Source organism: Scytonema sp. UIC 10036, from assembly GCF_009725235.1.
In genome coordinates, this window is the sequence record NZ_WJFC01000004.1 from 40,220 (window position 1) to 64,536 (window position 24,317).

The window sequence follows — 24,317 nt, forward strand, 5'->3', positions numbered from 1 at the left end:
CCCATCCAAAGGATGAAGCGTGGAATGAAAAATTAATTATTTCATCCTTTATCCTTTACACTTTATCCTTTCTTCAGACTTTACAAGCTTTTTGTGACAAGGAGAATCAATATGAGAACGACGACTCACAGTTGTCTTTGCTGCGGTAATTCTTTGTTACGACACGTGCGTCATCAAGGAGTTTACTGGTTTTGTCAATCCTGTCGCCAAGAAGTGCCTTTACTATCTGTTAGTCAATCGCACTTTTTAAACCAAGGAAGGAATACAAAGCACTCGATGTCACCCCAATTGATTCTGACGTAAAACAACTAAAGTGCAGCAAAACATAGTTGTCTTTTACGCTCTTACCTCCAAACTAGTTTTAATGATGCTTTAAACTCAAGATTTATCAGCCAATAGTGCAGCTACCAACTCTCTATTTCTTTTTTTCTTTGCAGAATCTAGCAAATCCCCCATGATTCCCTAACTTAGGGATAGTGGTGGGTTTTTTATGTTATCAACGACGTTGCACATCAGAATTTGTTCCCAAGACTTTGATATATTATTTCAATTGTTTTGAAACTTGATAATTAAAAATACTTATAATTTGAAAAGATTCGGTACACCGATCGCAATTCAACACATAAAGTTTTCCAATTCTTATCATAGATAACTTTTAAATCATCTCCTTGACCATCTTCAAACTTCCCGTTCATTCCGTAAGAGAGAAAGTAGAAAGAACTTTCTCCCGTCTTGCGATAAATCAGGGAATTACCAAATGCATCACCGCGATTGGGAAGAATGACTTGGCTATCTTGATGTGCTTCCTCAAACGAAGATGGTATGCGATCGTGCTTCTTCTGAAAATCCAGTACAATTTTGCCTGGTTTTTCTTTGATGTAGGAACAATTTTGAAAACGTTGCTGGGTTGTACTGGTATGACAAGCTACTAGTAAGTTTAACAAGAAGATGGAAATAATACTTTTAGGCAAGGGGTTCTTAATAGAAAATTTAAAATTCAAAACTCAGAATGGGAAAATTGGTTATGTTATGCTATCGTACCAACTAAATGTGTGAAATGTGAGCGATCGTACAGATTGAGTTAAAAATTTTCGATTTGATAGTTAGTATACGGCTACTGTGCCATTTAGGGGCTAACCAAATTTCAATCGTTCCTCTTCAATGAGTTTTACATTTGAGAAAAACTCTAAGGTGATAAAAACTTAGTCTTTCACTTCAATAAATACTGGAAGGATTTCATGATGGATCTACCCTTTCTTCCTCCAGATGATATGCCTCCTACGGAGGTTACATTATTTGATGAATTATTGCACAGACACCTAGAACAAGTGTCTGGAAACCGCTTCTACGAACTCTGCGACTCTACACAGCAGGCTTTACTATCACTCAGTCAGTGGTACGTTGAAACGATCGCCGGTACTATGGCACTGGTCATTCTTTGTCACGACATGGATAGTTATCCGCAGATTGTCGAAGCCCTTCCCCAGTTTCTCAATCGCTTAAAGCTGCTGTCAAACAATTCCAAAATCTGCATTCAACGTCCTACAGATAGAGGAATAGTGTGGAGATTTGAAGTAGAAGAACTTTCTACTGAAGGATAAAGTTAAACCTGTCAAGAAATGTAGGGAGATCGAGGAGGCTCCCTCTTAATTTTTCTTCCCAGATAAACCTAAGCCCAACCACATCCAATACTTGTCGGTAAGCCTAAAAATACGAAAACACGTTTGTTGGGTTTCGTTCCTCAACCCAACCTACAATTTCCTTATCCGAGCAATATTGCAACCACATCCTTGAGATTTTCAGGTTAGGCCAATCAATTTCGTTGCTTTATTAACTCCAGCGCTCGCTACTATTCTCGCACTCTAATTCTATGAGCTTCTACTAATAAGAGTTTTCCCTGATAATACAACATACTGTTATTAACCAATAAATAGTTTTTTAACCTTTCCATAAGTTGAGGAATTATTTCAGGATGATTTCTCAACTGAATAGCTACGATGCCTTTGTAATTAGCTGGAGGATAAGTTACGATATCAGCAAAATCACCATTAAGAGATACTAGAATTGCATCAAGTTCCTGAGCCTTAGTGATAACAATAGAATCAGGTGATTCTATAGGAATGTAATCTTTTAGAACCAAAACCTCATAATCAGCTTCACATAGTATTTTAATAATGGAGTTAGGTACACATTGATCTGCAAAAAATCTTAGATTCACGATGCTACTGTCTCAAAGTCTGATAAATCGCGAGCATAATCCAAACAAGCGGCTATTTGTTCTTTTGTTAAATCTGGAAACTCTTGAACAATTCCATCTTGCGTATATCCCGCAGCTAGATACCCAAGTACGAGACTAACCGGAATTCTGGTATTTTTGATTCTTGGTTTTCCTCTTAGTATATCCGAAGTACTAACAATATAATCTCTCCAATTTACTGGCATGGTTGCTCTCCTACCTAATTACCCCCTACTGACTCATATACCAGGTTAACTTTTTCAATCGAAAATCTAAAATTAAATATAGTCTTGAGTTAATATATCCCAGTGTTAAAGAATCAGCAAGAAACTCACCTAAACCGCGCTCGTGCTAGTATCAGACAAGCACTCTCTTGGTACGGTCATCTTCGTAAAGCCGCACAGTCACAATCAAAGTCGCAATTAGCAGGGCTGGTAAAACCAGAGATAGAGATTTTGACCTCGACTCTCAACAAATTGGACAACAATGTGATTCGCATCGCTGCTTTTGGTTTGGTTAGTCGCGGTAAGTCAGCAGTACTGAATGCTTTGCTAGGACAAAAGATTTTACAAACAGGTCCCTTGAATGGTGTGACGCAGTACCCCCGTTCCGTACATTGGAATCCTGGGGGGAAAGTACAGGTAGAGTTAATTGATACACCAGGATTGGATGAAATTGAGGGGGAATCACGGGCGCAAATGGCACGGGAAGTGTCTCAACAAGCTGATTTGATTTTGTTTGTTGTCTCTGGTGATATTACTCGTACTGAATATCAAGCATTGTGCAAATTAAGACAAGCACAAAAACCTTTGATTTTGGTCTTTAATAAGATAGATTTGTACCCAGATACAGACAAACAGACAATTTATAAAAATTTACAGCAGTTGGGTAGCGGAAGTTTTCAGAACACTCCTTTACAACCTGATGAAATTGTTATGGTTGCTGCGGAACCCTCACCAATGGAAGTTCGTGTAGAGTGGCAAGATGGACAAGTTACGCAAGAATGGGAAACGCCACCACCACAAATAGAAGAACTGAAAGAAACAATTTTGAAAATTTTGAATCGTGAAGGGCGTTCTCTTCTGGCTTTAAATGCATTGATTCAAGCACGGGATGCAGAAGAAGCGATCGCCGAAAAAACCATCAAATTACGTCAGGAAGAAGCAGAGGATTTGATTTGGCGGTATACCAAGTATAAAGCTTTAACTGTTGGTCTCAATCCTATTGCTTTTCTAGATATTCTCGGTGGAGCTATTGCTGACTTGGCTTTAATTCGCTCGCTCGCTCGCCTTTATGGTTTGCCCATGACTGGTTATGAAGCAGGGAAAGTTTTAAAAACAATATTATTGAGTTCTGGTGGTTTGTTGCTAGGTGAAATAGGTAGTAGCGTGCTTTTGGGTTTGGGCAAAAGTGCAACTGCTATTGCTTCAGGAGAGAATCCCATTAATTTGACTGCTTATGCTGGAACAGCTATAACTCAGGCAGGTATTGCGGGTTATGGAGCATACGCTGTGGGGAAAGCAGCACAAGTGTACTTAGAAAGAGGCTGTTCTTGGGGACAGTTAGGAGCAAGTACGGTGATTCAAGAAATTCTCTCGGAAGTAGAACAAAATACAATCTTGTATCGATTGCAACAGGAGCTAGGTTTGCTCAATCGCGAGTAACAACAGAGTTCCAAATCAAAAAATCTCTTCTCGCCCTCCCCATTTAACGTTTTCCAGTCATCACCATCCGAACTCCACCCCTGGGAGCAAGGGTAAACCCACGACGTTGAAGTTTAACTGGTTTATCATTCAAATTGGCAAGTTGATACTTCGATAAAACTGTTGCGAGGACGAGTTTCATTTCTACCTGAGCTAAAGCATATCCCAAACAGTGCCGACTTCCACCACCAAAAGGAAAATATTCACTCTTGGAGTACTGGCGCTCAAAAAATCTTTCTGGTTTAAATTGTCGAGCGTTAGGATATAAATCTTCTCGATAATGAACTAGGTAAATACTTGGCATTAAGGTTGTCTCAGCATCAAACTGGTATCCCCCAATTCTTATGGGCGATTTGGTAATGCGTGGAAAAAGCACGGGAAGGACAGGATACATCCGCACTGTTTCTTGACAAACTGCAGTCAAATAGGGAAGCTGAGCAATTTCCATAGGGTTTGCGCTTTCTCCCAAGCTATCTAGTTCCTTTAGCAATTTTTCCAGAACCTCTGGATGTTGGTGAATTTGATAGAAAGCCCAAGCAAGTGTTGTTGCAGTCGTTTCATGTCCAGCAAATAAAATCGTTAGCAGTTCATCTTTTAATTCTTCGTTACTCATCGCTTGACCTCGGTCGTCCCGTGCTGCCATCATCAGACTGAGGATATCACCACGCCCCGAATTTCCCTGTGTTCTTCTTTCCTCAATTTCTGCAATCAGGAGGTCATGAACTTTGCGTTGTCGCTGTTTCATTCGTCCCCAAGGAGTCCAAGTTCCCCAATCCTGTTGTAAGAACCGTAAAAATAGAATACTGGAGCGGAGCGGAGAATCAATCATATTGAGCCAATCTGTAAGTAGGGGTTTAAGTTGTTGATAGCGTTCCCCTTCGCTCAAGCCAAAGACGATTTGCAATATTACCTCCAGGCTAATCTTTTGCATGACAGATCGAGCAACAAATGGCTGCCCGACAACCCACTGACTCGCAACCTGTTCCGTCAAGAGGCAGATTTGTTTGGCGTAAATTGGTAACCGATCTCCATGAAAGGGAGGCATTAATAATTTTCGTTCTCGCCGATGGCGATCGCCATCCATTAACATCAAAGAGCCTTTCCCGATAAGAGGTTCTGCGAGTGCGTTTCCACGTCCCACATCAAAGTGTTTGCCATCTTGATTAAAAATCTCTTGAATTGCTTGGGGGTTACCGACAAGAACATAGGTTCCCAGCCCACTCAGCCGCATAGTAAAAATGTCTCCATATTTTTGGCTGTATCTGTCTTGAAATGCGAGCGGATCGGCAATCCAATTTATGAGTTGCCACCAAGAAAAACTGGTGATGCGATTCGGTAACTGACTCAACATAATACTTCATTCTTGCTACTAGTTATGATTTAACTTTAGCAAAGCAATTCTATGTAGATTTAGGTTTTGAAGACTACAGTAGAGGCAATACTTGTCGGTTAAGCCTAAAAATGCCAAAACTGTAGGTTGGGTTGAGGAACGAAACCCAACATTTACAGACATTTGTTGGGTTTCCCCACGGGTTTACCCAACCTACAAAAATTCGAGATCCCTTGCAGTATTGACAGTAGAGGGATTTGTTTATTTCCTGACAACTACCGCCCTACCAAATGAGCAATTGCCTCAGATCTGGCGTTTGTTGCTGCAAAGCTGTTAGTGCTTCGGCTGCCGATGATGCAACAGTGACAGTAGCTCCTAAATCCTCCAACAATTTGGCTACCAGTTCCCGCATATCTGCTTCATCATCCACAATTAAAACACCCAAACCGTTAAAATTCATTTGGGTCTTAATTTCTGTACGTTCGCTCATTTTTGAAGGGAGAGAGGAATTAATACCGGACTGGGTAAGGTTTCAAAGGAATTATAGATCGGCTAAAACCCAACCGTGTAATACGTGGGGAAAGAGTGGAGAAGAGAAACGGTGTAATACATGGAAGAAGGGAATGAAGAGTTCCGTGTATTACATGGGAAAAGAATTCCGCAGTGGGGTGTTACATGAATCCTGATTCTTCTGTGTAATACAGGGTACGGCAGCACTATTTCCAGTTGAATCTTCGGTGTAATACACGATAAAAGTTCATGTTGAAATGGGATGGCAATGAGCGTGTATTATCCATGCTTATGGTAAAGTCATGTCGAGTTACCCACCGAATCTACCTGATAAAGGGAATTGGGCATTTTCATTAAACAAAGAATTTGTTTTTGTAGCTCAGACAAAGGCGTCACGAAGATGGTAGAATCCGGTAAAAAATAGAGAGTTAAATGACAAAAAGCTTTGAGCATTTTCTCTGCTGATGGGCGTTCAGTTTTGCGCTTGGGATTGCCATCGTAAAGACAAGCCTTCGATTGTTGAGTGTCGATAAGTGCCTATCGTACCAAAGTTCTGGTAAAACATGAGGAATTTTTTGACCGAGAGCGTGAGGATGCTTATCGGCAACCAACGGGATACAAGCATCATTGTACAAAACGATCGATTCGCGTCCCCAACAGATAAAGATGGGATAGGGACAGTTGAGCAGAATACTCACAGATGTACGCAAGCTTTGAGACCAGTTTTCCACAGAACCAAGCACAGTGTTTGCCCAGTCAAACTGACGCATCAAAACACCCATCTGCCCGCCACCAGTGAATGCACCGCCAAGAAACTTTACTTGCTTTTGCCTCATCTTAAGCACTCCTCATTGAGAAGCACACAAGGTAGTTAGCACAATCTTTGTTCTGGTGCAATATGCTACTCAGTTTTGCCATTGTTAAACGTGAAAAAGTTGCTTGCTCGCTTCTCCTTTTGTAACACAGTTATAAAAGATACCGAGCGCCTTAATGCAAATTTTTCCTGAGTTAAGTGCAGGTTTTGATTAAGATTCCGCCCGATTTCGCATAGTTTCCTGCAAATGTTCCTCATGATAACGCTCTTGTGCTAGCAATTCTCGCGCCTCTTCTTGGGTAACAGTTTCCGCATGAGGAGTGTGAACTTCAGCTTCAGTACGATTTCGCATAGAATCTTGTAAATTTTCTTCGTGTTGGCGTTGTTGTGCCATCAATTCCCGTGCCTTATCTTCAGTATTCATAATATTTCCTCTAATACCAATAATTTGTAATTTTGTTTCCAATCTTACAAAATTAGTGTAAAACTTTTTCTCAGTAGCTCCCAAGAAAATTTACAAAAAGAAAATTACAGTAGTTTGCCACTGGTCACTGGTGAGCCCAGTCCTGCAGGCGGGTCTCCCGCCGTAGGGAACTGGCGAACCCGGAGGGTCACTGGTCACTGGTCACTGCTTTTTGTGCCAAGGAAGTCATTTGCGCGATCGCATTTAAATCGAGTGGTTGGGTTTCACTTTCCATGGACAACCACAACAAGTACTCAATATTCCCCGCAGGACCCGTAATCGGCGACCAAGTTAAACCTTTGTATTGCCATCCCAACTCTTGTGCTGTTTGTAGTACCTGAAATATAGCGTTGGCTTGGTCTTTAGGGTCACGCACAACACCCTTTCTCCCAACACGGTCTTTTCCCACCTCAAACTGAGGCTTTACCAACAAAACGATTTCACGAGGATATTGGAGTAATTGCCATAGAGCCGCCAAAATCTTGGTTAACGAAATAAACGACACATCCACGACTGCCAGATCGGGAACTGCCTCTTTACCATATAACTCATCTGGTGTCAAATACCGTAAATTTGTACGTTCCTTCAAAATAACTCGCGAATCATTTCGCAAGCGCCAATCTACTTGTCCGTAACCAACATCAACCCCATAAACACGTTTTGCGCCTGCTTGCAGCAAACAATCAGTAAAACCCCCTGTAGAAATGCCACCATCCAAACAAATCCGTCCTTCTACAGAAATAGCAAACAATTCTATTGCCTTAGCTAACTTTTCTCCACCTCGAGAAACAAAACGCGATCGCTCCTTAATCTGAATTTGAGCAGAAACATCAACTTCCGTACCAGCTTTGTCAACAACTGCACCATTAACCTGAACTTCCCCTGCTTGAATGAGGCGTTGAGCTAAAGCACGGGAAGAACACAAAGCACGTTCTACCAATAAAACATCAAGTCTTTGCTTAACCATAGTTAGCGGTTAGTGGTTAGTTGTTAGTGGTTAGTTGTTAGTGGTGAATGTTACAGCGACTAACTACTAACTACTAACTACTAACCACTAGCATTTAGATATCTTTTTCGCTCAACTCTCTGGTCATGTAGTCAAACGGCTCATCTAAAAAAGTAGTATCATTCACACCTGTTGCAGCCACTTGCTCCTTCACAATATCCTTCATAATCTGGATACCGCGAACAGTAGGACCAATGGGAACTCCCAAGGAATTGTAAGTTTCCCGTAACCCTTGGAGCACGCGCTCATCTAGTACATCCATACTACCTGCTACCAGAGCATAGGTAGCATAGCGCAGGTAGTAATCCATATCACGGAGACAAGCCGCATAACGACGAGTTGTGTAAGCATTTCCACCTGGACGAATCAACTCAGGCAGTTCGTCAAATAATTTAGAACCAGCCTGCTTGACAATAGACGCCGCATTTGAGTTGATAGACGCAGCAGCTTGAACCCGTGCTGTTCCACTTTCAAAATACGACTTGAGGTTGTCTATGGCATTCCGGTCAAAATACCGTCCAGCAACGTCATAATTTTTAATTAGGCTAGTTACTGCATCCCGCATTCCTTTTTCTCCCAATCAATCCTATTATGGTTTGATATTTATCTGATTGCTGTTCGCAATCGGCATCTTTTTGCGCCACTTATTAAAAGAAGCCACAGCACAAAAACAATCTGTGCGCTATTTATGGATTCTATGCCAAAGTTGACCCTTGCGGAGTGAACTTTTTTAATGGGAGTAGGGAGTAGGGGTAGGGGTAGAGGGACAAGGGGACAAGGAGTAAGGAAACAGCGATGCCAATTCTAACCCCTACTCCCTACCCCTAACCCCTACTCCCTACCCCCTATCCCCTAACCCTATTATTTAAATAAAGTTAAATGTCATGCTTCTTGATGGCATTTTGTAGTAAAAATACAAAATCCAGTAATGTCCTGTTTCTAGGATATTCCAGGGGTCTGATGGATTTGCAGTTAGCGAGCTTTCTTTGGCAAACATTGAACACTCTGGTTTTACTATTGATAAATCGGCAGCTTAAGGAGTAACCATGACAACCCCACAAGAAGTCCTGAAGATGATTCAGGATAACAACATTCAGATGATCGATCTGAAATTCATCGATATGCCGGGGATTTGGCAGCACTTGACGCTTTACCAAAACCAAATCGATGAGACTTCCTTTACCGACGGCGTACCTTTCGACGGTTCTAGTATCCGGGGTTGGAAAGCCATCAACGAATCGGACATGGCAATGGTACTCGATCCAAACACTGCCTGGATCGACCCTTTCATGCAAGAACCAACGCTCAGTGTTATCTGTAGCATTAAGGAACCTCGCACGGGTGAATGGTACAGCCGTTGTCCTCGCGTTATCGCCCAGAAAGCAGTTGACTATCTGGTGAAAACTGGTCTTGGTGATACAGCTTTCTTTGGTCCCGAAGCTGAATTTTTCATTTTTGATGATGTCCGCTTTGACCAAAACCAGCACTCGGGCTACTACTATGTAGACTCGGTTGAAGGTCGTTGGAATTCCGGTAAAGACGAAGGTCCTAACTTGGGTTATAAACCCCGCTACAAAGAGGGTTACTTCCCAGTTGCTCCGACGGATACCTCACAAGATATGCGGACAGAAATGCTGCTTACAATGGCAAAATGCGGGGTGCCAATTGAAAAGCACCACCACGAAGTTGCTACTGGCGGTCAGTGTGAGCTGGGTTTCCGCTTTGGAAAGATGATTGAAGCAGCTGATTGGTTGTTGATTTATAAGTACGTCATCAAGAACGTTGCCAGGAAATACGGTAAAACTGTTACCTTCATGCCCAAGCCAGTCTTCCAAGACAACGGATCTGGTATGCACACCCACCAATCCATTTGGAAAGATGGTCAACCTCTGTTTGCTGGAGACAAGTATGCTGGCTTGAGTGAGATGGCGCTGCACTACATTGGCGGTATTCTCAAACACGCACCTGCATTGCTCGCAATTACTAACCCCACCACCAACTCCTACAAGCGCCTAGTACCCGGTTACGAAGCACCTGTAAACTTGGCTTACTCTCAAGGTAACCGTTCTGCTTCTATTCGGATTCCATTGTCTGGTACTAACCCCAAAGCCAAGCGCTTGGAGTTCCGCTGTCCTGATGCAACTTCTAACCCATATCTGGCTTTTGCTGCTATGTTATGCGCTGGGATAGATGGTATCAAGAACAAAATTGACCCCGGTCAACCTTTGGATAAGAATATTTACGAACTTTCTCCGGAAGAATTAGCGCAAGTTCCTTCAACTCCGGGTTCTCTTGAACTCGCGTTGGAAGCACTGGAGAACGACCACGCGTTCTTAACCGAACCTGGTGTATTCACTGAAGACTTTATCCAAACTTGGATTTCTTACAAGTTGGACAATGACGTGAATCCAATGCGCTTGCGTCCTCATCCCTACGAATTTTCTCTCTATTACGATGTTTAATTGTTAGGGATTCTTGCAAGAATACTTAAATTCCCGACTTCTTATAAGGATGCTGTCGGCAAATGGGGGCATCACCCCTCCTTCAGCACTTTCTCGTTCCCAGTCTCTGGCTGGGAACGAGGTGCGGGGTCTGACCCAATACTTGTCGGTTAAGCATAAAAATACGAAAACACGTAGGTTGGGTCGAGCGACAGCGAAACCCAACAAATGCTGATAAATGTTGGGTTTCGTTCCTCAACCCAACCTACTATTTCCTTATCCCAACAGCATCTTTAAAGAAGTTGGGGATCTAATCACCATAAAACCACCCGCTAGTGGGTGGTTTTTTTATTGTTCCTAGCTGCCAATCCTAACTCATAGCCGCATTACTGCGATCGTAAGTCGTGCGAGCAGAGGGGTCAATTTTGCCTTGAGTTGGATTCCAATAGTGGGAAACTTCTCCGGGAAGACCTAGCTCTTCACCCGCACGGCCTAGCATGGATTGTTGACGATTCTTGATCGACTGATAGTGACGCATCATAAGAGCACGTGCTTTTTCTTGTGTAGACATACCTAAATCCTCCTTAGTGTTTTTTTTATAAATGTCAATATTGCCTGACTTATTTCCTCATTTTTAAGGTAGCACAAAATTCTGTATCTAAAGTTACGAATTACATTTCTTGACAAAACTTAATAATTGGACGGACAAATACCTATTTTTGTTCACAGCTTTCCTAAGGCTTATCTTTCTAAGCTGCAAACCTTTCTTCAGATTTATGAGCGATCGGTTGCAAATATTTAAAATATGTAAAGATATATTCTAAAAATTAATTAAAGGAAACCCTGATGTCCGACACTTTAACCAAGTTGACCTATCAAACTTTTCAGCAAGGCAAAAGTTATTTTGGTCTAACCCATAAAATCTTAAGTACGCGCCTAATGCAGTTCATCTCCCCTAAAGAGGGGACAGCTAAGCCCATTCCCACAGGGGTTTTACTGAAACTTCAACAAAGGCTAAATAATTTGCAGGAAGTTGATTGGGAAGATGCAGAACGGGGTGTGTACCCTAAAAGCTTATTGTTCGATAACCCTTGGGGAGACTTTTTCCGGTACTACCCTCTGATGTGGCTTGATTTACCCCAAACTTGGGATAGGGCGAACCAAAGGAAATACCAAGATTTTGCTCCTGAAGTGGACATTAACGGTTACCCCAGCTACTACGTCCAAAACTTCCATCACCAAACCAATGGCTACTTGAGTGATTTATCAGCCAATCTGTATGACTTGCAGGTAGAAATTCTCTTTCAAGGTGCAGCAGATGCCATGCGACGGCGCATTCTTGCTCCCCTGAAGAAAGGGTTGGACGTTTTCAGAGATTTAGCCCCGCGTCAAATCCGTGTTCTGGACGTAGCTTGCGGGACTGGTCGCACTTTAAGAATGATTCGAGCTACTTTGCCTCACGCATCTCTGTTTGGTACAGATTTGTCACCAGCATATCTGCGTAAGGCAAATGAGCTGTTGTCTGAAATACCAGGGGAATTACCCCAACTTTTGCAGGCAAATGCGGAGGAGTTACCTTATGTAGATAACTATTTCCATGCTGTCACCTCTGTTTTTCTGTTTCATGAATTACCTGCAACAGCTCGTCAACGGGTTATTGAAGAATGCTTTAGGGTCACAAAACCAGGTGGCATTTTTATAATTTGTGACTCAATTCAAATGAGCGATTCCCCAGAAATGGAAGTGATAATGGAAAACTTCCACGAAACTTTCCACGAACCTTACTACAAGCATTACACAACTGATGACCTAGTAGAGCGATTGGAAAAAGCGGGTTTTGTGAATATTGAGATGCAAGTCCACTTCATGAGCAAGTATTTGATTGCTCGTAAAGCCGATTAATTAACTATTTCCAATAGCTTTCTGTTGACATGGGGTGGTAGATTGAGCCACCCTCTTTTTTGCAAACTTTAAGTAAGTCGGCAAAAACTAAACTATGTCATGAAAAGTCAAATCTCTATATTTGGCTTGTAGTTGCGCTCAGCACGCGCTTAGCACAACTACAAACTCATGATAATGATGAACATCGACTTATTTAGCTAAGCGATCTCTCTCCCGTGTAACCAAAAAGTTGCAATAGGAGTTTTCTGCGTATTTGAAGAGCTTTCAATACTTGCAATTCAAAGTAGCAATTTTACTTGACATTAATGCAAGAATTACTGCTAATGAGTATAGAAATTGACTGGTAAAACACCAAATTATTACTTAAATGTCTAACCATCCAAATGTTACTTTTTTACTTTGGAGGGTACGTGTCAGATAGGAAGTGTAACACCCTGGATTACCGTACTTGTATTCCCTTGCTGCAAGGTCTTTGCCACCCCAGGAACTGGCATGCACTTGCAGTTGTTAGACATCAGATTGCGGAGTACTGATATATTCCATCAATTCTCTACGTCCACTACCTCTATAACCAGAACGTCCAGAGCTTCCAGAGCGTGAGGTTGAGCTTTTTTTTGTCGCTTTTGCCAAAATCAATTGTGAAGATTCATATTTGGACGAGACAGTGTTGGGGACTTGGTTGTTAATAGCAAAGGAGCTACACAGGAAACCCACGATTAAAAGTGAAACAGCTGCACGCATAATGAATGTTTATTTTTGAACTATCCATTTCACTGATACTGAGTTTTCTTTTGTGCATCCGGATAATTTATTTAAGAGTATTGTTTTTTACAGCAAAAAAATATTATTGGCACTCAAGATGTTCAACAAGTAACCATTTTCCCGCACTGTTAAAACGACCCCAAATTTTAAGGAGTTGCCCATGAAGAGATGTTTGCAACTGCTCGTCAATTTGCGATCGCAACGTCACAATTTGCCAAGTTTGCCCCTGATAATCACCTGGCGAAGTAATAATAAATTTATAATCCTGCAGTGCTAGGCGTTGAAACAGCCCCGTGAAACAATTAATGTTTCTTGAATTAACATGCTCGCCAGAACAGTAAAAGTTTATGGTCGGCGATAAATGGGGGCAATTACCACTCTTAGGATATGTTTCTGGATTATCTAAATAATACAGTTGCAAATGTAACCAATCCGGAGAATCAGGTGGTAAATTAAATATTGGAACGGTACCTGCTGCATGATAGCGATCGCTCAACAAAGCCTCTTGCAAAGTTCTTACAGGCAGATCGCGAGGACTTAAATTTAACTCAATACACAGAGCCGCCGCCATACCAGCTGCTTGACCAATACCCATAACTACAGGTTGCAATCGAGTCGAGCCATTAGCAATATGAGAAACCGAAATATTTTTCTCACAAACTAATAAACCATCTGTTTTTATAGGAACAAGACAACGGTAGGGAATTGTAAAAGGAGTTCCCGTCCAACGTCCTCCCCAGCGAATAGATTTAGGAAGAAGTTCAAATTTCACGCCGGGATAATGATGGTCATTAGCATAGTTACCAATAGCAATAGCATCCTCATGTAACGGCGCAACTCTACCTCCAGCAATTGGTAAAATATCCTGTTCGCGTATAGTAGTAACTCCCACAAGGCGTCTGCTTTCCCGGTAATAGGGGTGAAGGGCAAATGCACTGGTAAGATTTTGGATTTTGGATTTTGGATTTTGGATTTTGGATTGGGAAAACAGATTTTGGGTTTTGGATTTTGGATTTTGGATTGGGGATTGGGGAAAAATGCCATTGGCTAAACCGTAGCGAGAACCGAGTTGATTTTGGATAAAACGAGCAAAATTTTGACTGTGCCAAAGGCATTCTTGGAGAAACTCGCGCCGCATCTCTGGCGATGCGATAACTCGCTCGACTCCATGACCGTAATCATTACCGTTAATGGGCCAGTTAATCATAAACAGACCCCCAGGTAAGCGCCCATAGTTCAAAAATTGTTCTGCACCATAGTCATCCCAAGCACCAGTAAATTGTGAAGGCTCGTCATTTGGCGCACTTGGGATTTCAGGAGCAATGGATTCACCAAAATCTTGCATAACCACTACCCAAGTAGGGGCTTGCACTGGATATTTTTCTGTGAGATGATTAAAAGATGCTGGAGCGCTAATTTCTCCCCATTCAGACCTCAACTCCCAACCCCAACGGCAAGGTACTTCAGCTAAAGCTAACAAATCCCCCAACTCTGTGGCATCAAGGGTCACTTTGGCTTTAACTGTAAAATCCGCAAACCGAACACCACCAACGCAGTTATTTTGTTGAATGACCTCTAACGGTGTTCTTTCTGCGATCCAAAGTAAGTTTGGCAACTCTTGTACCCAATCTGCGAAAATCTCTGCTCCAACGCGAGGGTCGTAACTAAAGAAGCTAACCCAACTGTTGTCTAACCCCATTGGTTGACGCAGTTGCAATTGTTTTATAAATGCACCCCACAACCCTGTTTGGAAAGCTTCCAACTCATTTCCATCTGGTGCGGATACTCCGGCTGTTGTCAGCATTCCCCCCAACCAAGAAAATTCACTAACCAAAATAGTTTTTGCCCCCCGTCGCGCTGCTTGGATAGCGGCTGCTGTTCCTCCTGTTCCGCCTCCGACTACTAAGACATCGGCTATATATGTCTGATTAACCATTTCTGAATCTCTGGTAGATTACCGATCTATTTTCTTATGGAAAACAGCGAAACAGAATTGGATTACAGCAGTTTTCACCTAAATGAACCACACCGTTGGTAGGGGCACGGCGGTCTTGCGCCCCTACATCTGTGGTCTATTTACCTGAAAATGGCTGTAAATTAGTTAACAGTTAACAATTGTCTAATTGTTTTCTAAGATCGCGGATTGCTGCACTTGTATTTCGCTCATAAGCAATTTGTAAGCATCTAGCAATGACATCATGAATATTGATGTTTGGAAAATAGACGCTTTGAGTTTGGAGAATATATTCTGTACCTTGTAACTGATAGATAGAAAGCTGTTTTTTCTTAAAAAACCAAACTTCGGGAACTTTGTAGGGAAGGTAATCATTGACATCGGAATAGCTAGTTACGTCAATCTCCAGTATCAAATCAAAAGGAGGATCGATACTCCAGTTAATTCGCTCTTTGCCTGAAGCAGCTTCCCAACGATCGATGTAGAAGCAGTAATCAGGCTCAATACCGCTTTCTTCTGGAAGTTCCATCGTTACTGGGGTAAACGCATCATATTCGCGAGCGGTGTAATCCAACAAAGTTGTAATGATATGGGCGATTAAGTGAGCATCACGTCCGTGTTTGGGAAGGGGAGACATGAGAAGAACTTCCTGGTTTTGGTATTTCATACGTGGGATAGAACTGTCACCCCGTTGTTGAGATAATATTTGATACTCTTGCCACGTAGCAGGTAACCGTATAACAGATCCAGGCGGTAGCTGGATTTTTTCAGGTGAGACGAGAGCAAACACGGCTTAAACTCCCTTTAGCTGTAAGGGTGAAATGGCTACTTTTTGTAATGATAACGCAGTTTCCTTGTCGTCTTTTGTTGTTAGTCTAAGGCGTCCTATGAATTTTGTTGAACTACTGGCTTTATTGAGCAAGAAAGATGGAGCGAACTTACCAAAATTTGTCGAGACAATTCTTTCAAGTCTTCAGTAATCACTTGATTTCAATTAAAATTAAGTATAAATATATATGTATTCTCAGTGAAAAAATTTCACCGAACAGTGTTAGATCTAATATCGTTGAGCGGTGAAAAATCAAGGTGAAAGCACAGGTCTTTAGAGGTGTCAATCAGCTATCTTACGAAGAGATTCCCGTCCCTACACTGGAACCTGATGAAGTCCTGGTTCAAGTGCAAGTTGTGGGATTGTGTCAATCTGATATCAAAAAAATTCGTTATCCCCTGTACGAACCACCACGTATCTTTGGACATGAAACAGCGGGAACTATAGCAGCAGTCGGTTCTGAGGTCACAGGCTGGCATATCGGGCAAAGGGTAGCAGTCATGCACCACATTCCCTGTATGCGCTGCGCTTATTGCTTAAATGATAACTTTTCCATGTGCGATACTTACAAAAATATCTGTACTACGGCAGGGTTTGCACCTAGTGGAGGTGGTTTTGCTGAGTATGTTAAAGTTCCCGGTCATATTGTCCGAAACGGTGGCTTAATTCCCATTCCCGATAATATCAGTTTTGAAGAAGCAAGTTTTGTAGAACCGACTAACTGCTGTCTCAAAGCAGTGAAAAAAGCCCAAATTGCTCCAGGACAAACAGTTTTAATCACTGGTGCTGGACCTATTGGGTTGATGTTTATCATGTTGGTGAAGTATTTTGGAGCAAGAGCGATCGCTACCGACTTGTTGCCTTCGAGAGTGGAAAAAGCATTGAATGTGGGAGCAGAAGCAGCATTTGATGCTCGCGATCCCAATTTACCAGCAAAAATTCATGCCCTAACCAATGGTTTGGGGGTTGATGTCACCCTGCTTGCTGTTCCCAGCGAAAAAGCTTTTTTCCAATCCCTCGACTGTACCCGCAAAGGTGGCAAAATACTCTTTTTCGCTGAATTCCCGGATGAAGTAGAAATTTCCATCAATCCCAATCTTCTTTATAGAAGGGAAATAGATTTGATGGGTAGCTACAGTTCATCATATCGGCTACAAAGTTTAGCAGCTGATATCGTATTTAATAAGCGCATTGACGTACAAGCTTTGATTAGCGATCGCATTCCATTACAAGATTTGTCAGCCGCCGTAGCTCGAGCGATTTCACCCACTCCGGAAACTTACAAAATATTGATAGTTAATGGTTAGTTGTTAGTTGTTGGTTGTTGGTTGTTGGTTGTTTTTTACTACTACCTACTAACCACCAACCACTAACCACTAACCACTAACCACTAACCACTAACCACTAACCAAAATGCTTATTATTTTAGTAACAATTCTCGCATTTTACCTAGCATTTAATTTAGGAGCAAATGATGTTGCTAACTCTATGGGAACATCAGTAGGTTCCAAAGCTGTGACTTTGAAACAAGCGCTGATAATTGCTGGACTCTTAGAATTTACGGGTGCAGTTCTGTTTGGACGGGAAGTTTCACAAACTTTGGCAACAAAAATTGCCAATCCTGTTTTATTTGTCAATGCACCTCAAACACTAGTCATTGGAATGTTAACAGTTCTTCTATCTTGTGGTTTGTGGTTGCAAATAGCTACATCACGGGGTTTACCTGTTTCTTCTTCCCATGCAACTGTAGGTGCGATCGCCGGATTTAGTTGGGTTGCTTTGGGAGCCAATTCTATTGATTGGTCATCCATTGGACGTATTACTATCGGCTGGATTGTGACGCCAATTCTTAGTGGTGCGATCGCAGCTTTATTCTACAGTCAAATTAAATATTGGATTTTAGATCGACCAAACCCATTAATCCCCTTAAATGAATGGATTCCTTGGTTGAGTGCAATTTTGCTAGGAGTCTTTGGCGTTATTGTTCTACCATCAATCACTCAACCAATAGCAAATTTTTTGATATTGCAAGTTGGGTTCAAAATACCCGCACATGATATTTCCTTAGCCAGTGGTGCTTTAGCAGCCGTTGGTCTTACATTTTACAGTTGGCGACAGTTGGACGACACAAGAGGGGGGGAAAGCCATAATCTCCGATTTCAAAATCCTGTTGAAAAATTATTCGCTAGATTTCAACTCTTAAGTGCTTGTTTCGTAGCGTTTGCTCATGGCTCCAATGATGTTGGTAACGCGATAGCACCTTTAGCCGCAATTGTCTATATCAATCGTACTGGTACAGTACCCGTAAACGGTATTGATATTCCTTTGTGGATTTTAGTCATTGGTGGTGTTGGTATTGTAGCTGGTTTAGCTGTTTGGGGTAAAAAAGTCATTGCTACTATAGGTGAAAGTATTATTGCTCTGCAACCCAGTAGTGGATTTTGTGCTGAACTAGCAACTGCTACCACAATTTTACTGGCGTCCCGAATCGGGTTACCCGTGTCTACTTCTCATGCTCTCGTCGGTGGCGTTGTTGGCATTGGATTGGTAAAAGATGCAAAGTCGGTTCAATTTAAAACACTCCAAGGGATTGCTGCAGCATGGCTGATCACAGTTCCCCTAAGTGCGGGTATTTGTGCTATTTTATTCGGCATTATTAATTGGGTTTATCTCCGTTGACAAATCATAGCAAATAGTAGGAGTATAGCGGTTAAGCAGAAAGACTCAATTCTAGATAAAATGTCGTAAATCTAAGCAATTTCTCCTCTTGCCCACTTTTCGACCAAATCACTAATACTTCTACAACTATGTTCCACAGCTCGTTCATGTAGAATCTTTTTAGCTGTGGGTGTTAAAGCAATATTTACGTTAATTTTTACTTCACTGTAATCTTGACCTATTCCTCTAAGTTTTTTCTTACCCATTTTTTGTTTTAAATATAGCGCTATGTCTAAAAGTATGCTAGCATCTCTTTACAGAGTCAGGAAAAAATATGTCAGCGAAGAAGCAACGGAAAACTGAATACACTTCTACTCAGGTAATTCCCGTTGTTTTTTGCTCGGATGAAACACAGGTCAATAAAATAATGCATCTGTGTGGCATTCCCAGATCCCTCACTTATAATAAACTCGGTTCCTTACAAGGATGGGGATTGGATTGGAGAAAGGCAGATTCTATTGTGAGGACGATAATTAAACCAGAACAAATTAATCTACCCAGCAAATTATGGGAATGGTCTGTTAACGATACGATGAAAGCTATTTCTGCACAACAGGAAGCAGCTAAAGTTTTTCTGATAAGGGAAATATGCCATAAATATCCCATAAGCGCTGTTCAACGACAAAGGCTCAAATGGATAGAGGAGAACAAAGGCAAGAAAAAGGGAGACGAACTTAAAGCTGTTAAACAGAAAGCTTTGGAACTATTTCTACCTTGTTCAGTTGAAATAGCACGAAATAGATTATTTGAATTATTAAACACAGATCCAACTAAAGATAATTGGCTCCATCGCCAGTTCCGAACTAAGTATCAACGGGGACACACATTTGTCAGGAATCAAATAGTTTATCAGAGTCAAGGCTACATCTGTAAGCGGATTAACCGTCATTCTGTTGAGTTGCAAATCCAAGGGCTAGAGCGTGGGAAAAGAATCGCTCTAAAACTAAGATGCCGTCAAATCATTAAAGGTCAGATACGCGTTATTCGGAACGAACTTGGTTCATTTGAAGTGCATTGTACCCGATCGCGATCGCTTATCTTACCTTCAGGTAAACCTACTCAAAAATTAGGAATTGATAAAGGGTACACAGAAGGGTTTTACACCTCAGGTGGAAAAGCAATTGCTCCAGGTCTTGGTAAATTGATGACACACAAGACCGAGCGCATCACAAAAACCAATCGCAATCGTTATCGGATTCGGGCTTTTGGGGAAAGCATTGCACCACACGATCCACAAAAAGCAGCGCGTATTCTCAAAAATAATTTAGGTTATAAAGTTAAATCTCGTAAACTAAAACGCGAGAAAGAAACTATCAGAAATTTTATTCGCTCTGATTTACGACGGAATATCACAACGCCCGTCGATATCATTTGCGAAGATCTCACTGAACCTATTATTGGTAAGCAGCAAGCGAAAAGCATCAATCGCAAGCTGAACTCTTGGATGAAGGGAGAATTACAAGCTTCATTGGAGAAAATCTCTGTGGAGACAGGATCGACAATATCGGTAGTCAATCCTGCTTATACATCGCAAACAGATTCTGTGAGAAGTACGCAAAACGGAGCAATTCGTAGAAAATCGAAGTAATTCGGTTAACTGACTTCACCAGACTCAGCGTAGAACTGTTGATTCTATGTTACTCTTTTGAGTTTAAGTCCGCTTTTAAATGATGACTTAATGGGATTAGCCAGTCCCAAGCGTCGAGGGAGGAACATGGCTACTTTGTCATAGCGCAACACCGAACCTTTTTGAGAAGTTTAAAAGCAGTGTCGAGGCAAACTACACCCCGTATGGGAGATTCATCAAATGATGATTACCAATTCTGTATTTGTTTTCAGCAAGAATGGAAAAATACTAAAACCTACAACACCAGCTAGAGCAAGGCTCCTGCAGTGTCAGGGTAAAGCTAGGAAGCTAAGGCTATTTCCATTTACTTTAATTTTAGAGAAGGATGTTGATGAAAATGTAGAGCCATATTTAGAACTGAGGCTTGACCCAGGAAGCCGCAGTTCGGGCATTTCCTTAGTAGACTTAAATAAAAATGAAGTCATATGGGCAATGGAATTAGAACACCGGGGATTAGCCATTAAAATGGAATTAATCACTAGAGCTGGTGTTCGACGTTCTAGAAGATCCAGAAGACTTCGCTATCGTAAGAAACGGTTCTGCCGCAAAAAGCCAGATGGTTGGCTAGCACCATCTTTAAGGCATCGGTTGTTAACTACTCAAACTTGGATAAAACGATTGCTGAAATTAGCTCCAATTAAATCCATTGCAATTGAATCGGTAAAATTCGATCTGCAAAAAATAGAGACACCAGATATAGAGGGGATTGAATATCAGCAAGGTACGCTATGGGGTTACACCTTACGTGAAGCGTTGCTTGAGCATTGGGGTAGAGAATGTGTTTATTGTGGTCGAACAGATGTCCCCTTACAAATAGAACACATTAATGCACGAAGCAAGGGAGGTAGTGACCGATTCTCAAACCTAACTTTATCGTGTGAGAAATGTAACCAGAAAAAGGAGAATAAGCCAGTAGAGCAATTTCTTAAGGATAAACCGGAAATTCTCCAAAAAATTAAATCCCATCAAAAGAAGTCTTTATCAGATGCTGCTGCTGTAAATTCAACTCGTAAAGCTATATTTGAAATGGCACATCAATTTGGATTGCCTGTAATCAGTGGAGACGGTGCATCTACTAAAATGATTCGCATTAAAAGTGGATTGCCAAAACTTCATTGGATTGATAGTGCTTGTGTGGGAACATCAGAAATAGTTAAATTGCGTATCTGTCAACCATTACGTGTTACCTGTAAGGGACACGGGACAAAACAGGTACAAAGAGTTAATGCTAAAGGCTTTCCCGCCATAGCCAGCATTAAAAAGAATCCCATTACAGGTAAAAAAGAAGTCAAGTTAGTGAGTAAAAATCAGAAATATACTCATGCGACAGCAGGTGACTACGTGATTTGCAATTTGCTCAAAGATCGCAAACACATTAAAGCGGGAATTTATCGAGCTAGAGTTAAAACTCCCACGCCTAAAGGAGTAGAAGTGCTAATTAGCGGTCATCGTATTGCTGTAGATCGACAATACATTAAACTAATTCATCGTTCTGATGGCTATGAATACAGTTTTGCTACGATTGACCAAGATTTACTTCGTTTTAGCGCTATTTGATAATATGACCGGAACGCTATTAGGTTCACGTTCAGGGGATCGTTTTACTCGTTTTACGGGGGATGTAATTCAAGCCGATTTGAATGCTGCGTTAAATTTGTGCGTTCGAGCCACAGACAACAATATTACTAGATATATGAAATCGAGTGACGTTGAATCTGAGTTATTAACTCGGACTGTGGGGTACTTAGCTTCTATTGGGAAGTCAGTGACTGATGCATTAAATCTTGGGTGGCTTAAACCTAAGTTTAAAGCGAAAGCACTCAAACTTGAAGAGAAGTATCACTCTCCGGGGTAGCGAGTCAGGTCACTCTCCAATGGCTGGAAGTTTAAACCAATTAAACAACAACGCTCTAATGGCAGTAACCAGTTTGGATGATACCAGCAATTAATGACATTTCTACGTATTGCATAGCTTTGCCTAGATTTAGTTTACCCCCCGAAGTTGGTTGATATGTAGATTAAAGGATAAAAGATAATGGGGCGGTTTGAAAGAAGACCAGATAACTTGCGAGGAAAAGGAGAGGCGTATAGCTCGGCAGAATCTGCTATGCGAGCAATTACTGAGGAGTTGCAAATCATTCAACGTGGTGTTCTCAAGTCACTACAGGAGGATGTGAAGCGGCTGCAAGCAGATAAAGAGCGATTGACTAAAGATATTCAAGATTTGCAAGAAGAAAAAGGACAGCTACAGCAAGAGCAGCAAATCACCCAGCAGCAAGCATTGATTCGTCAATTATCGCAGGTTTTAGCTAGCCACATATCTTTGCAACTCCAATCTTCTTTGGAAACACTGACAAATCAAGCAGTGCAGAATGCTTCAATAACAGTTACCAGCCAAGAAACGACTGCAACATCCACTCCAAGCGCAACAGAGCAAAGCAATCCAAATACTTTCAAACTGCTGAACTCTTTAGATAATGCACTTCTTACCACATTTAATTCACTTCAACAAGATCTGAAAAACTATCAAAGCAGTCTTTCTCAGCAATTAGCCCGGATGCACAATCAACAGAAGCAGGGAGAAGCAATTTTAGCAGAGTTGGTGGATCGCCTTCACCAAGAATTACAAACAATAACATCTGGCAATACTACACCTGTATTTCAAGAAACTGCTGCTTCTGACGATGAGCCAATTCTTCCACAACCGCAAGCTCATCTTGAAGCTCCGACAAAGTTGCAGTTAGATGTGAATCCACCAGAGGAAACCGTATTTCCAACATCCGAAATCCTTAATGAAAACCCCACAAGCGAAGCAGTAACGTCTTTAGAACCAGAGCACGTGGAGCCTGCATCGCCTCCACCCGTGACAAAACCAGCACCAGAAGCACCGACAACACCAAAAGAATCTTCATTTCGGCAAATTGGCATTTCATCTTTGTCTGCAATTGGTATAGTCCTAATTGTATTGTCAACGGTGACGTCGTCGCTATACAACGTTGCCATCAAGGTCATTTTTAACCCTGGTTCCCAAATTTTTGGTGTTTTTGAGGTGCAAAGTCTCTTATATCCAAGTTTGGGAAGTTCTCTATTGCTTTTAATGTTGCGGATGCTTGTGGTTGTACCACTCATGATGCTTTTGGCACCTATTTTGCATCCACGAGTTTGGCATGATATGCAATTCTTGTTTGACTCATTTGGCAAAAATTCAAATCATCCCACTGCAAAGCGAGCTTTCATATTGTCGCTTGTGAGTGGGGGCTTTTTGTTTTTATCACAGTTATTTATTTATCTTGCTATCGGTCAAGTTCCTACTGGAATGGCGATCGCACTTTTCTTTGTGTATCCCCTTTTAAGTGGGTTATTTTCTTGGGTTCTGTTCCGGGATCGCTTGAGTTTGTTCAGTACTGGTGCTTTCGCGTCTATTGGTTTGGGAGAATTGTTGGTATTGGTGGGCGCTGTCAGTACTGGTACGGGAAACTTGTCATTGGGAAGCATTGCTGCGATCGCTTCCGGAATTACTTTTGCTCTCTACATCGTCTTTTCGCGTATATGCGCTACAAAAGTACATCCAGTGACATTCACGCTCATCAACTTCGCCACAATGATGGTGCTGTCGCTTGTTGGTCTATTGTTACCTTTACCTGCGGACTGGAGCCTTCAAATCAACCCTACTATCCTCCTCGAACTGGTTTTGAGTGCTTTTCTCTTGGGTGTGCTAACCCTCTGCGGCTACTTGTTAAATAATTTTGGCGTTCGTAAAATTGGCGCATCACGCTCCGCCATCCTTAGTGCTATTGTACCAGTTTTAACCGCGATCTTGGCTGGATTTATCATTCAGGAGACTTTGGGAATTGAGCAAGTTTTGGGAGTGTTACTTGTAAGTTGCGGAGCTGGCGCTCTGGGTCTTGAAAAAATCAGAAATATTATCAAACCTTCCAAATCACCCAATTAATTTAAAAACTAAAATACGCAATCAAGACTTACTTGAAATTGCAAGAATTGAGGCATGCTGAGGAATATTG

General features: G+C 41.6%; 25 protein-coding genes. 11 read left to right on the forward strand and 14 right to left on the reverse strand.

Annotated elements, in window-relative coordinates; translation table 11 throughout:
• Positions 1 to 111 precede the first annotated feature (111 nt).
• Positions 112 to 303: a hypothetical protein gene (locus F7734_RS03290; RefSeq protein WP_155743376.1), complete on the forward strand. Its 192-nt coding sequence runs from the start codon at positions 112 to 114 to the stop codon at positions 301 to 303.
• Positions 304 to 569: 266 nt separating this feature from the next.
• Here the strand turns inward: F7734_RS03290 and F7734_RS03295 are convergent, their stop codons facing one another.
• Positions 570 to 971 carry a hypothetical protein gene (locus F7734_RS03295; RefSeq protein WP_155743377.1) on the reverse strand — a complete coding sequence of 134 codons (402 nt, stop codon included), beginning with the start codon at positions 969 to 971 and terminating at the stop codon, positions 570 to 572.
• A 267-nt stretch (positions 972 to 1,238) separates the two neighbouring features.
• On the opposite strand from F7734_RS03295, the gene F7734_RS03300 reads away from it, so the two are divergent.
• Positions 1,239 to 1,601, forward strand: coding sequence for a hypothetical protein (locus tag F7734_RS03300; RefSeq protein WP_155743378.1), 363 nt, complete (start codon positions 1,239 to 1,241; stop codon positions 1,599 to 1,601).
• Between the two features lie 248 nt (positions 1,602 to 1,849).
• Here F7734_RS03300 and F7734_RS03305 read toward each other — a convergent pair whose 3' ends face one another.
• The gene (locus tag F7734_RS03305; RefSeq protein ID WP_166481700.1) at positions 1,850 to 2,218 is read right to left on the reverse strand and encodes a DUF5615 family PIN-like protein; all 369 of its coding nucleotides are present in this window, start codon (positions 2,216 to 2,218) and stop codon (positions 1,850 to 1,852) included.
• Positions 2,215 to 2,442 carry a DUF433 domain-containing protein gene (locus tag F7734_RS03310; RefSeq protein WP_155743379.1) on the reverse strand — a complete coding sequence of 76 codons (228 nt, stop codon included), beginning with the start codon at positions 2,440 to 2,442 and terminating at the stop codon, positions 2,215 to 2,217. The genes F7734_RS03305 and F7734_RS03310 overlap by 4 nt, the downstream gene beginning before the upstream one ends.
• A 102-nt stretch (positions 2,443 to 2,544) precedes the next feature.
• Here F7734_RS03310 and F7734_RS03315 point away from each other — a divergent pair, with 102 nt between their 5' ends.
• On the forward strand, positions 2,545 to 3,900 hold the full coding sequence (locus F7734_RS03315) for a GTP-binding protein (RefSeq protein WP_166481701.1): 1,356 nt from the start codon (positions 2,545 to 2,547) through the stop codon (positions 3,898 to 3,900).
• A gap of 43 nt (positions 3,901 to 3,943) precedes the next feature.
• Here F7734_RS03315 and F7734_RS03320 read toward each other — a convergent pair whose 3' ends face one another.
• From F7734_RS03320 to apcB, 6 genes are all read right to left on the reverse strand, one after another.
• Positions 3,944 to 5,290, reverse strand: a complete 1,347-nt coding sequence (locus F7734_RS03320; RefSeq protein WP_155743380.1) for a cytochrome P450 — start codon at positions 5,288 to 5,290, stop codon at positions 3,944 to 3,946.
• 262 nt (positions 5,291 to 5,552) lie between these two features.
• A complete protein-coding gene (locus F7734_RS03325) occupies positions 5,553 to 5,759 on the reverse strand; it encodes a response regulator (protein ID WP_207713995.1) in 207 nt (68 codons plus the stop codon).
• 448 nt (positions 5,760 to 6,207) lie between these two features.
• The gene (locus F7734_RS03330) at positions 6,208 to 6,615 is read right to left on the reverse strand and encodes a hypothetical protein (protein ID WP_207713996.1); all 408 of its coding nucleotides are present in this window, start codon (positions 6,613 to 6,615) and stop codon (positions 6,208 to 6,210) included.
• Positions 6,616 to 6,804: 189 nt separating this feature from the next.
• Positions 6,805 to 7,017 (reverse strand): hypothetical protein, encoded by a 213-nt coding sequence (locus tag F7734_RS03335; RefSeq protein ID WP_155743381.1) that lies wholly within the window; start codon positions 7,015 to 7,017, stop codon positions 6,805 to 6,807.
• 187 nt (positions 7,018 to 7,204) lie between these two features.
• The gene (locus F7734_RS03340) at positions 7,205 to 8,023 is read right to left on the reverse strand and encodes a TlyA family RNA methyltransferase (RefSeq protein ID WP_155743382.1); all 819 of its coding nucleotides are present in this window, start codon (positions 8,021 to 8,023) and stop codon (positions 7,205 to 7,207) included.
• 94 nt (positions 8,024 to 8,117) lie between these two features.
• Positions 8,118 to 8,627 carry an allophycocyanin subunit beta gene (gene apcB / locus F7734_RS03345; RefSeq protein ID WP_155743383.1) on the reverse strand — a complete coding sequence of 170 codons (510 nt, stop codon included), beginning with the start codon at positions 8,625 to 8,627 and terminating at the stop codon, positions 8,118 to 8,120.
• Between the two features lie 481 nt (positions 8,628 to 9,108).
• On the opposite strand from apcB, the gene glnA reads away from it, so the two are divergent.
• The gene (gene glnA / locus F7734_RS03350) at positions 9,109 to 10,524 is read left to right on the forward strand and encodes a type I glutamate--ammonia ligase (protein WP_155743384.1); all 1,416 of its coding nucleotides are present in this window, start codon (positions 9,109 to 9,111) and stop codon (positions 10,522 to 10,524) included.
• Positions 10,525 to 10,873: 349 nt separating this feature from the next.
• Here glnA and F7734_RS03355 read toward each other — a convergent pair whose 3' ends face one another.
• A complete protein-coding gene (locus F7734_RS03355; protein ID WP_155743385.1) occupies positions 10,874 to 11,074 on the reverse strand; it encodes a hypothetical protein in 201 nt (66 codons plus the stop codon).
• 275 nt (positions 11,075 to 11,349) lie between these two features.
• Between F7734_RS03355 and F7734_RS03360 the strand changes: the two genes are divergently transcribed.
• Entirely contained in the window at positions 11,350 to 12,405 is a 1,056-nt protein-coding gene (locus F7734_RS03360) for a class I SAM-dependent methyltransferase (protein ID WP_155743386.1), read from the forward strand.
• Positions 12,406 to 12,912: 507 nt separating this feature from the next.
• On the opposite strand, the gene F7734_RS03365 is transcribed toward F7734_RS03360, so the two are convergent.
• The 3 genes from F7734_RS03365 to F7734_RS03375 all read right to left on the reverse strand — a co-directional run bounded on the left by F7734_RS03365 (position 12,913) and on the right by F7734_RS03375 (position 15,911).
• Positions 12,913 to 13,146 (reverse strand): hypothetical protein, encoded by a 234-nt coding sequence (locus F7734_RS03365; protein ID WP_155743387.1) that lies wholly within the window; start codon positions 13,144 to 13,146, stop codon positions 12,913 to 12,915.
• A 103-nt stretch (positions 13,147 to 13,249) separates the two neighbouring features.
• On the reverse strand, positions 13,250 to 15,103 hold the full coding sequence (locus tag F7734_RS03370) for an FAD-dependent oxidoreductase (protein ID WP_155743388.1): 1,854 nt from the start codon (positions 15,101 to 15,103) through the stop codon (positions 13,250 to 13,252).
• A gap of 172 nt (positions 15,104 to 15,275) precedes the next feature.
• Positions 15,276 to 15,911, reverse strand: coding sequence for a Uma2 family endonuclease (locus tag F7734_RS03375; protein ID WP_166481702.1), 636 nt, complete (start codon positions 15,909 to 15,911; stop codon positions 15,276 to 15,278).
• A gap of 296 nt (positions 15,912 to 16,207) precedes the next feature.
• Between F7734_RS03375 and F7734_RS03380 the strand changes: the two genes are divergently transcribed.
• Complete coding sequence (locus F7734_RS03380; protein ID WP_166481703.1) at positions 16,208 to 17,257, forward strand: zinc-dependent dehydrogenase; 1,050 nt, start codon at positions 16,208 to 16,210, stop codon at positions 17,255 to 17,257.
• Positions 17,258 to 17,363: 106 nt separating this feature from the next.
• Positions 17,364 to 18,629: an inorganic phosphate transporter gene (locus F7734_RS03385; RefSeq protein WP_155743389.1), complete on the forward strand. Its 1,266-nt coding sequence runs from the start codon at positions 17,364 to 17,366 to the stop codon at positions 18,627 to 18,629.
• Between the two features lie 71 nt (positions 18,630 to 18,700).
• On the opposite strand, the gene F7734_RS03390 is transcribed toward F7734_RS03385, so the two are convergent.
• Positions 18,701 to 18,874, reverse strand: coding sequence for a hypothetical protein (locus F7734_RS03390; protein WP_155743390.1), 174 nt, complete (start codon positions 18,872 to 18,874; stop codon positions 18,701 to 18,703).
• 68 nt (positions 18,875 to 18,942) lie between these two features.
• Between F7734_RS03390 and F7734_RS03395 the strand changes: the two genes are divergently transcribed.
• The 4 genes from F7734_RS03395 to F7734_RS03410 all read left to right on the forward strand — a co-directional run bounded on the left by F7734_RS03395 (position 18,943) and on the right by F7734_RS03410 (position 24,247).
• Positions 18,943 to 20,256 (forward strand): hypothetical protein, encoded by a 1,314-nt coding sequence (locus tag F7734_RS03395; protein ID WP_243146651.1) that lies wholly within the window; start codon positions 18,943 to 18,945, stop codon positions 20,254 to 20,256.
• A 219-nt stretch (positions 20,257 to 20,475) separates the two neighbouring features.
• Positions 20,476 to 21,852 carry an RNA-guided endonuclease IscB gene (gene iscB / locus F7734_RS03400; RefSeq protein ID WP_243146652.1) on the forward strand — a complete coding sequence of 459 codons (1,377 nt, stop codon included), beginning with the start codon at positions 20,476 to 20,478 and terminating at the stop codon, positions 21,850 to 21,852.
• 4 nt (positions 21,853 to 21,856) lie between these two features.
• Entirely contained in the window at positions 21,857 to 22,150 is a 294-nt protein-coding gene (locus F7734_RS03405) for a hypothetical protein (RefSeq protein ID WP_243146653.1), read from the forward strand.
• Positions 22,151 to 22,330: 180 nt separating this feature from the next.
• Complete coding sequence (locus F7734_RS03410) at positions 22,331 to 24,247, forward strand: EamA family transporter (RefSeq protein WP_155743391.1); 1,917 nt, start codon at positions 22,331 to 22,333, stop codon at positions 24,245 to 24,247.
• Positions 24,248 to 24,317: the final 70 nt, after the last annotated feature.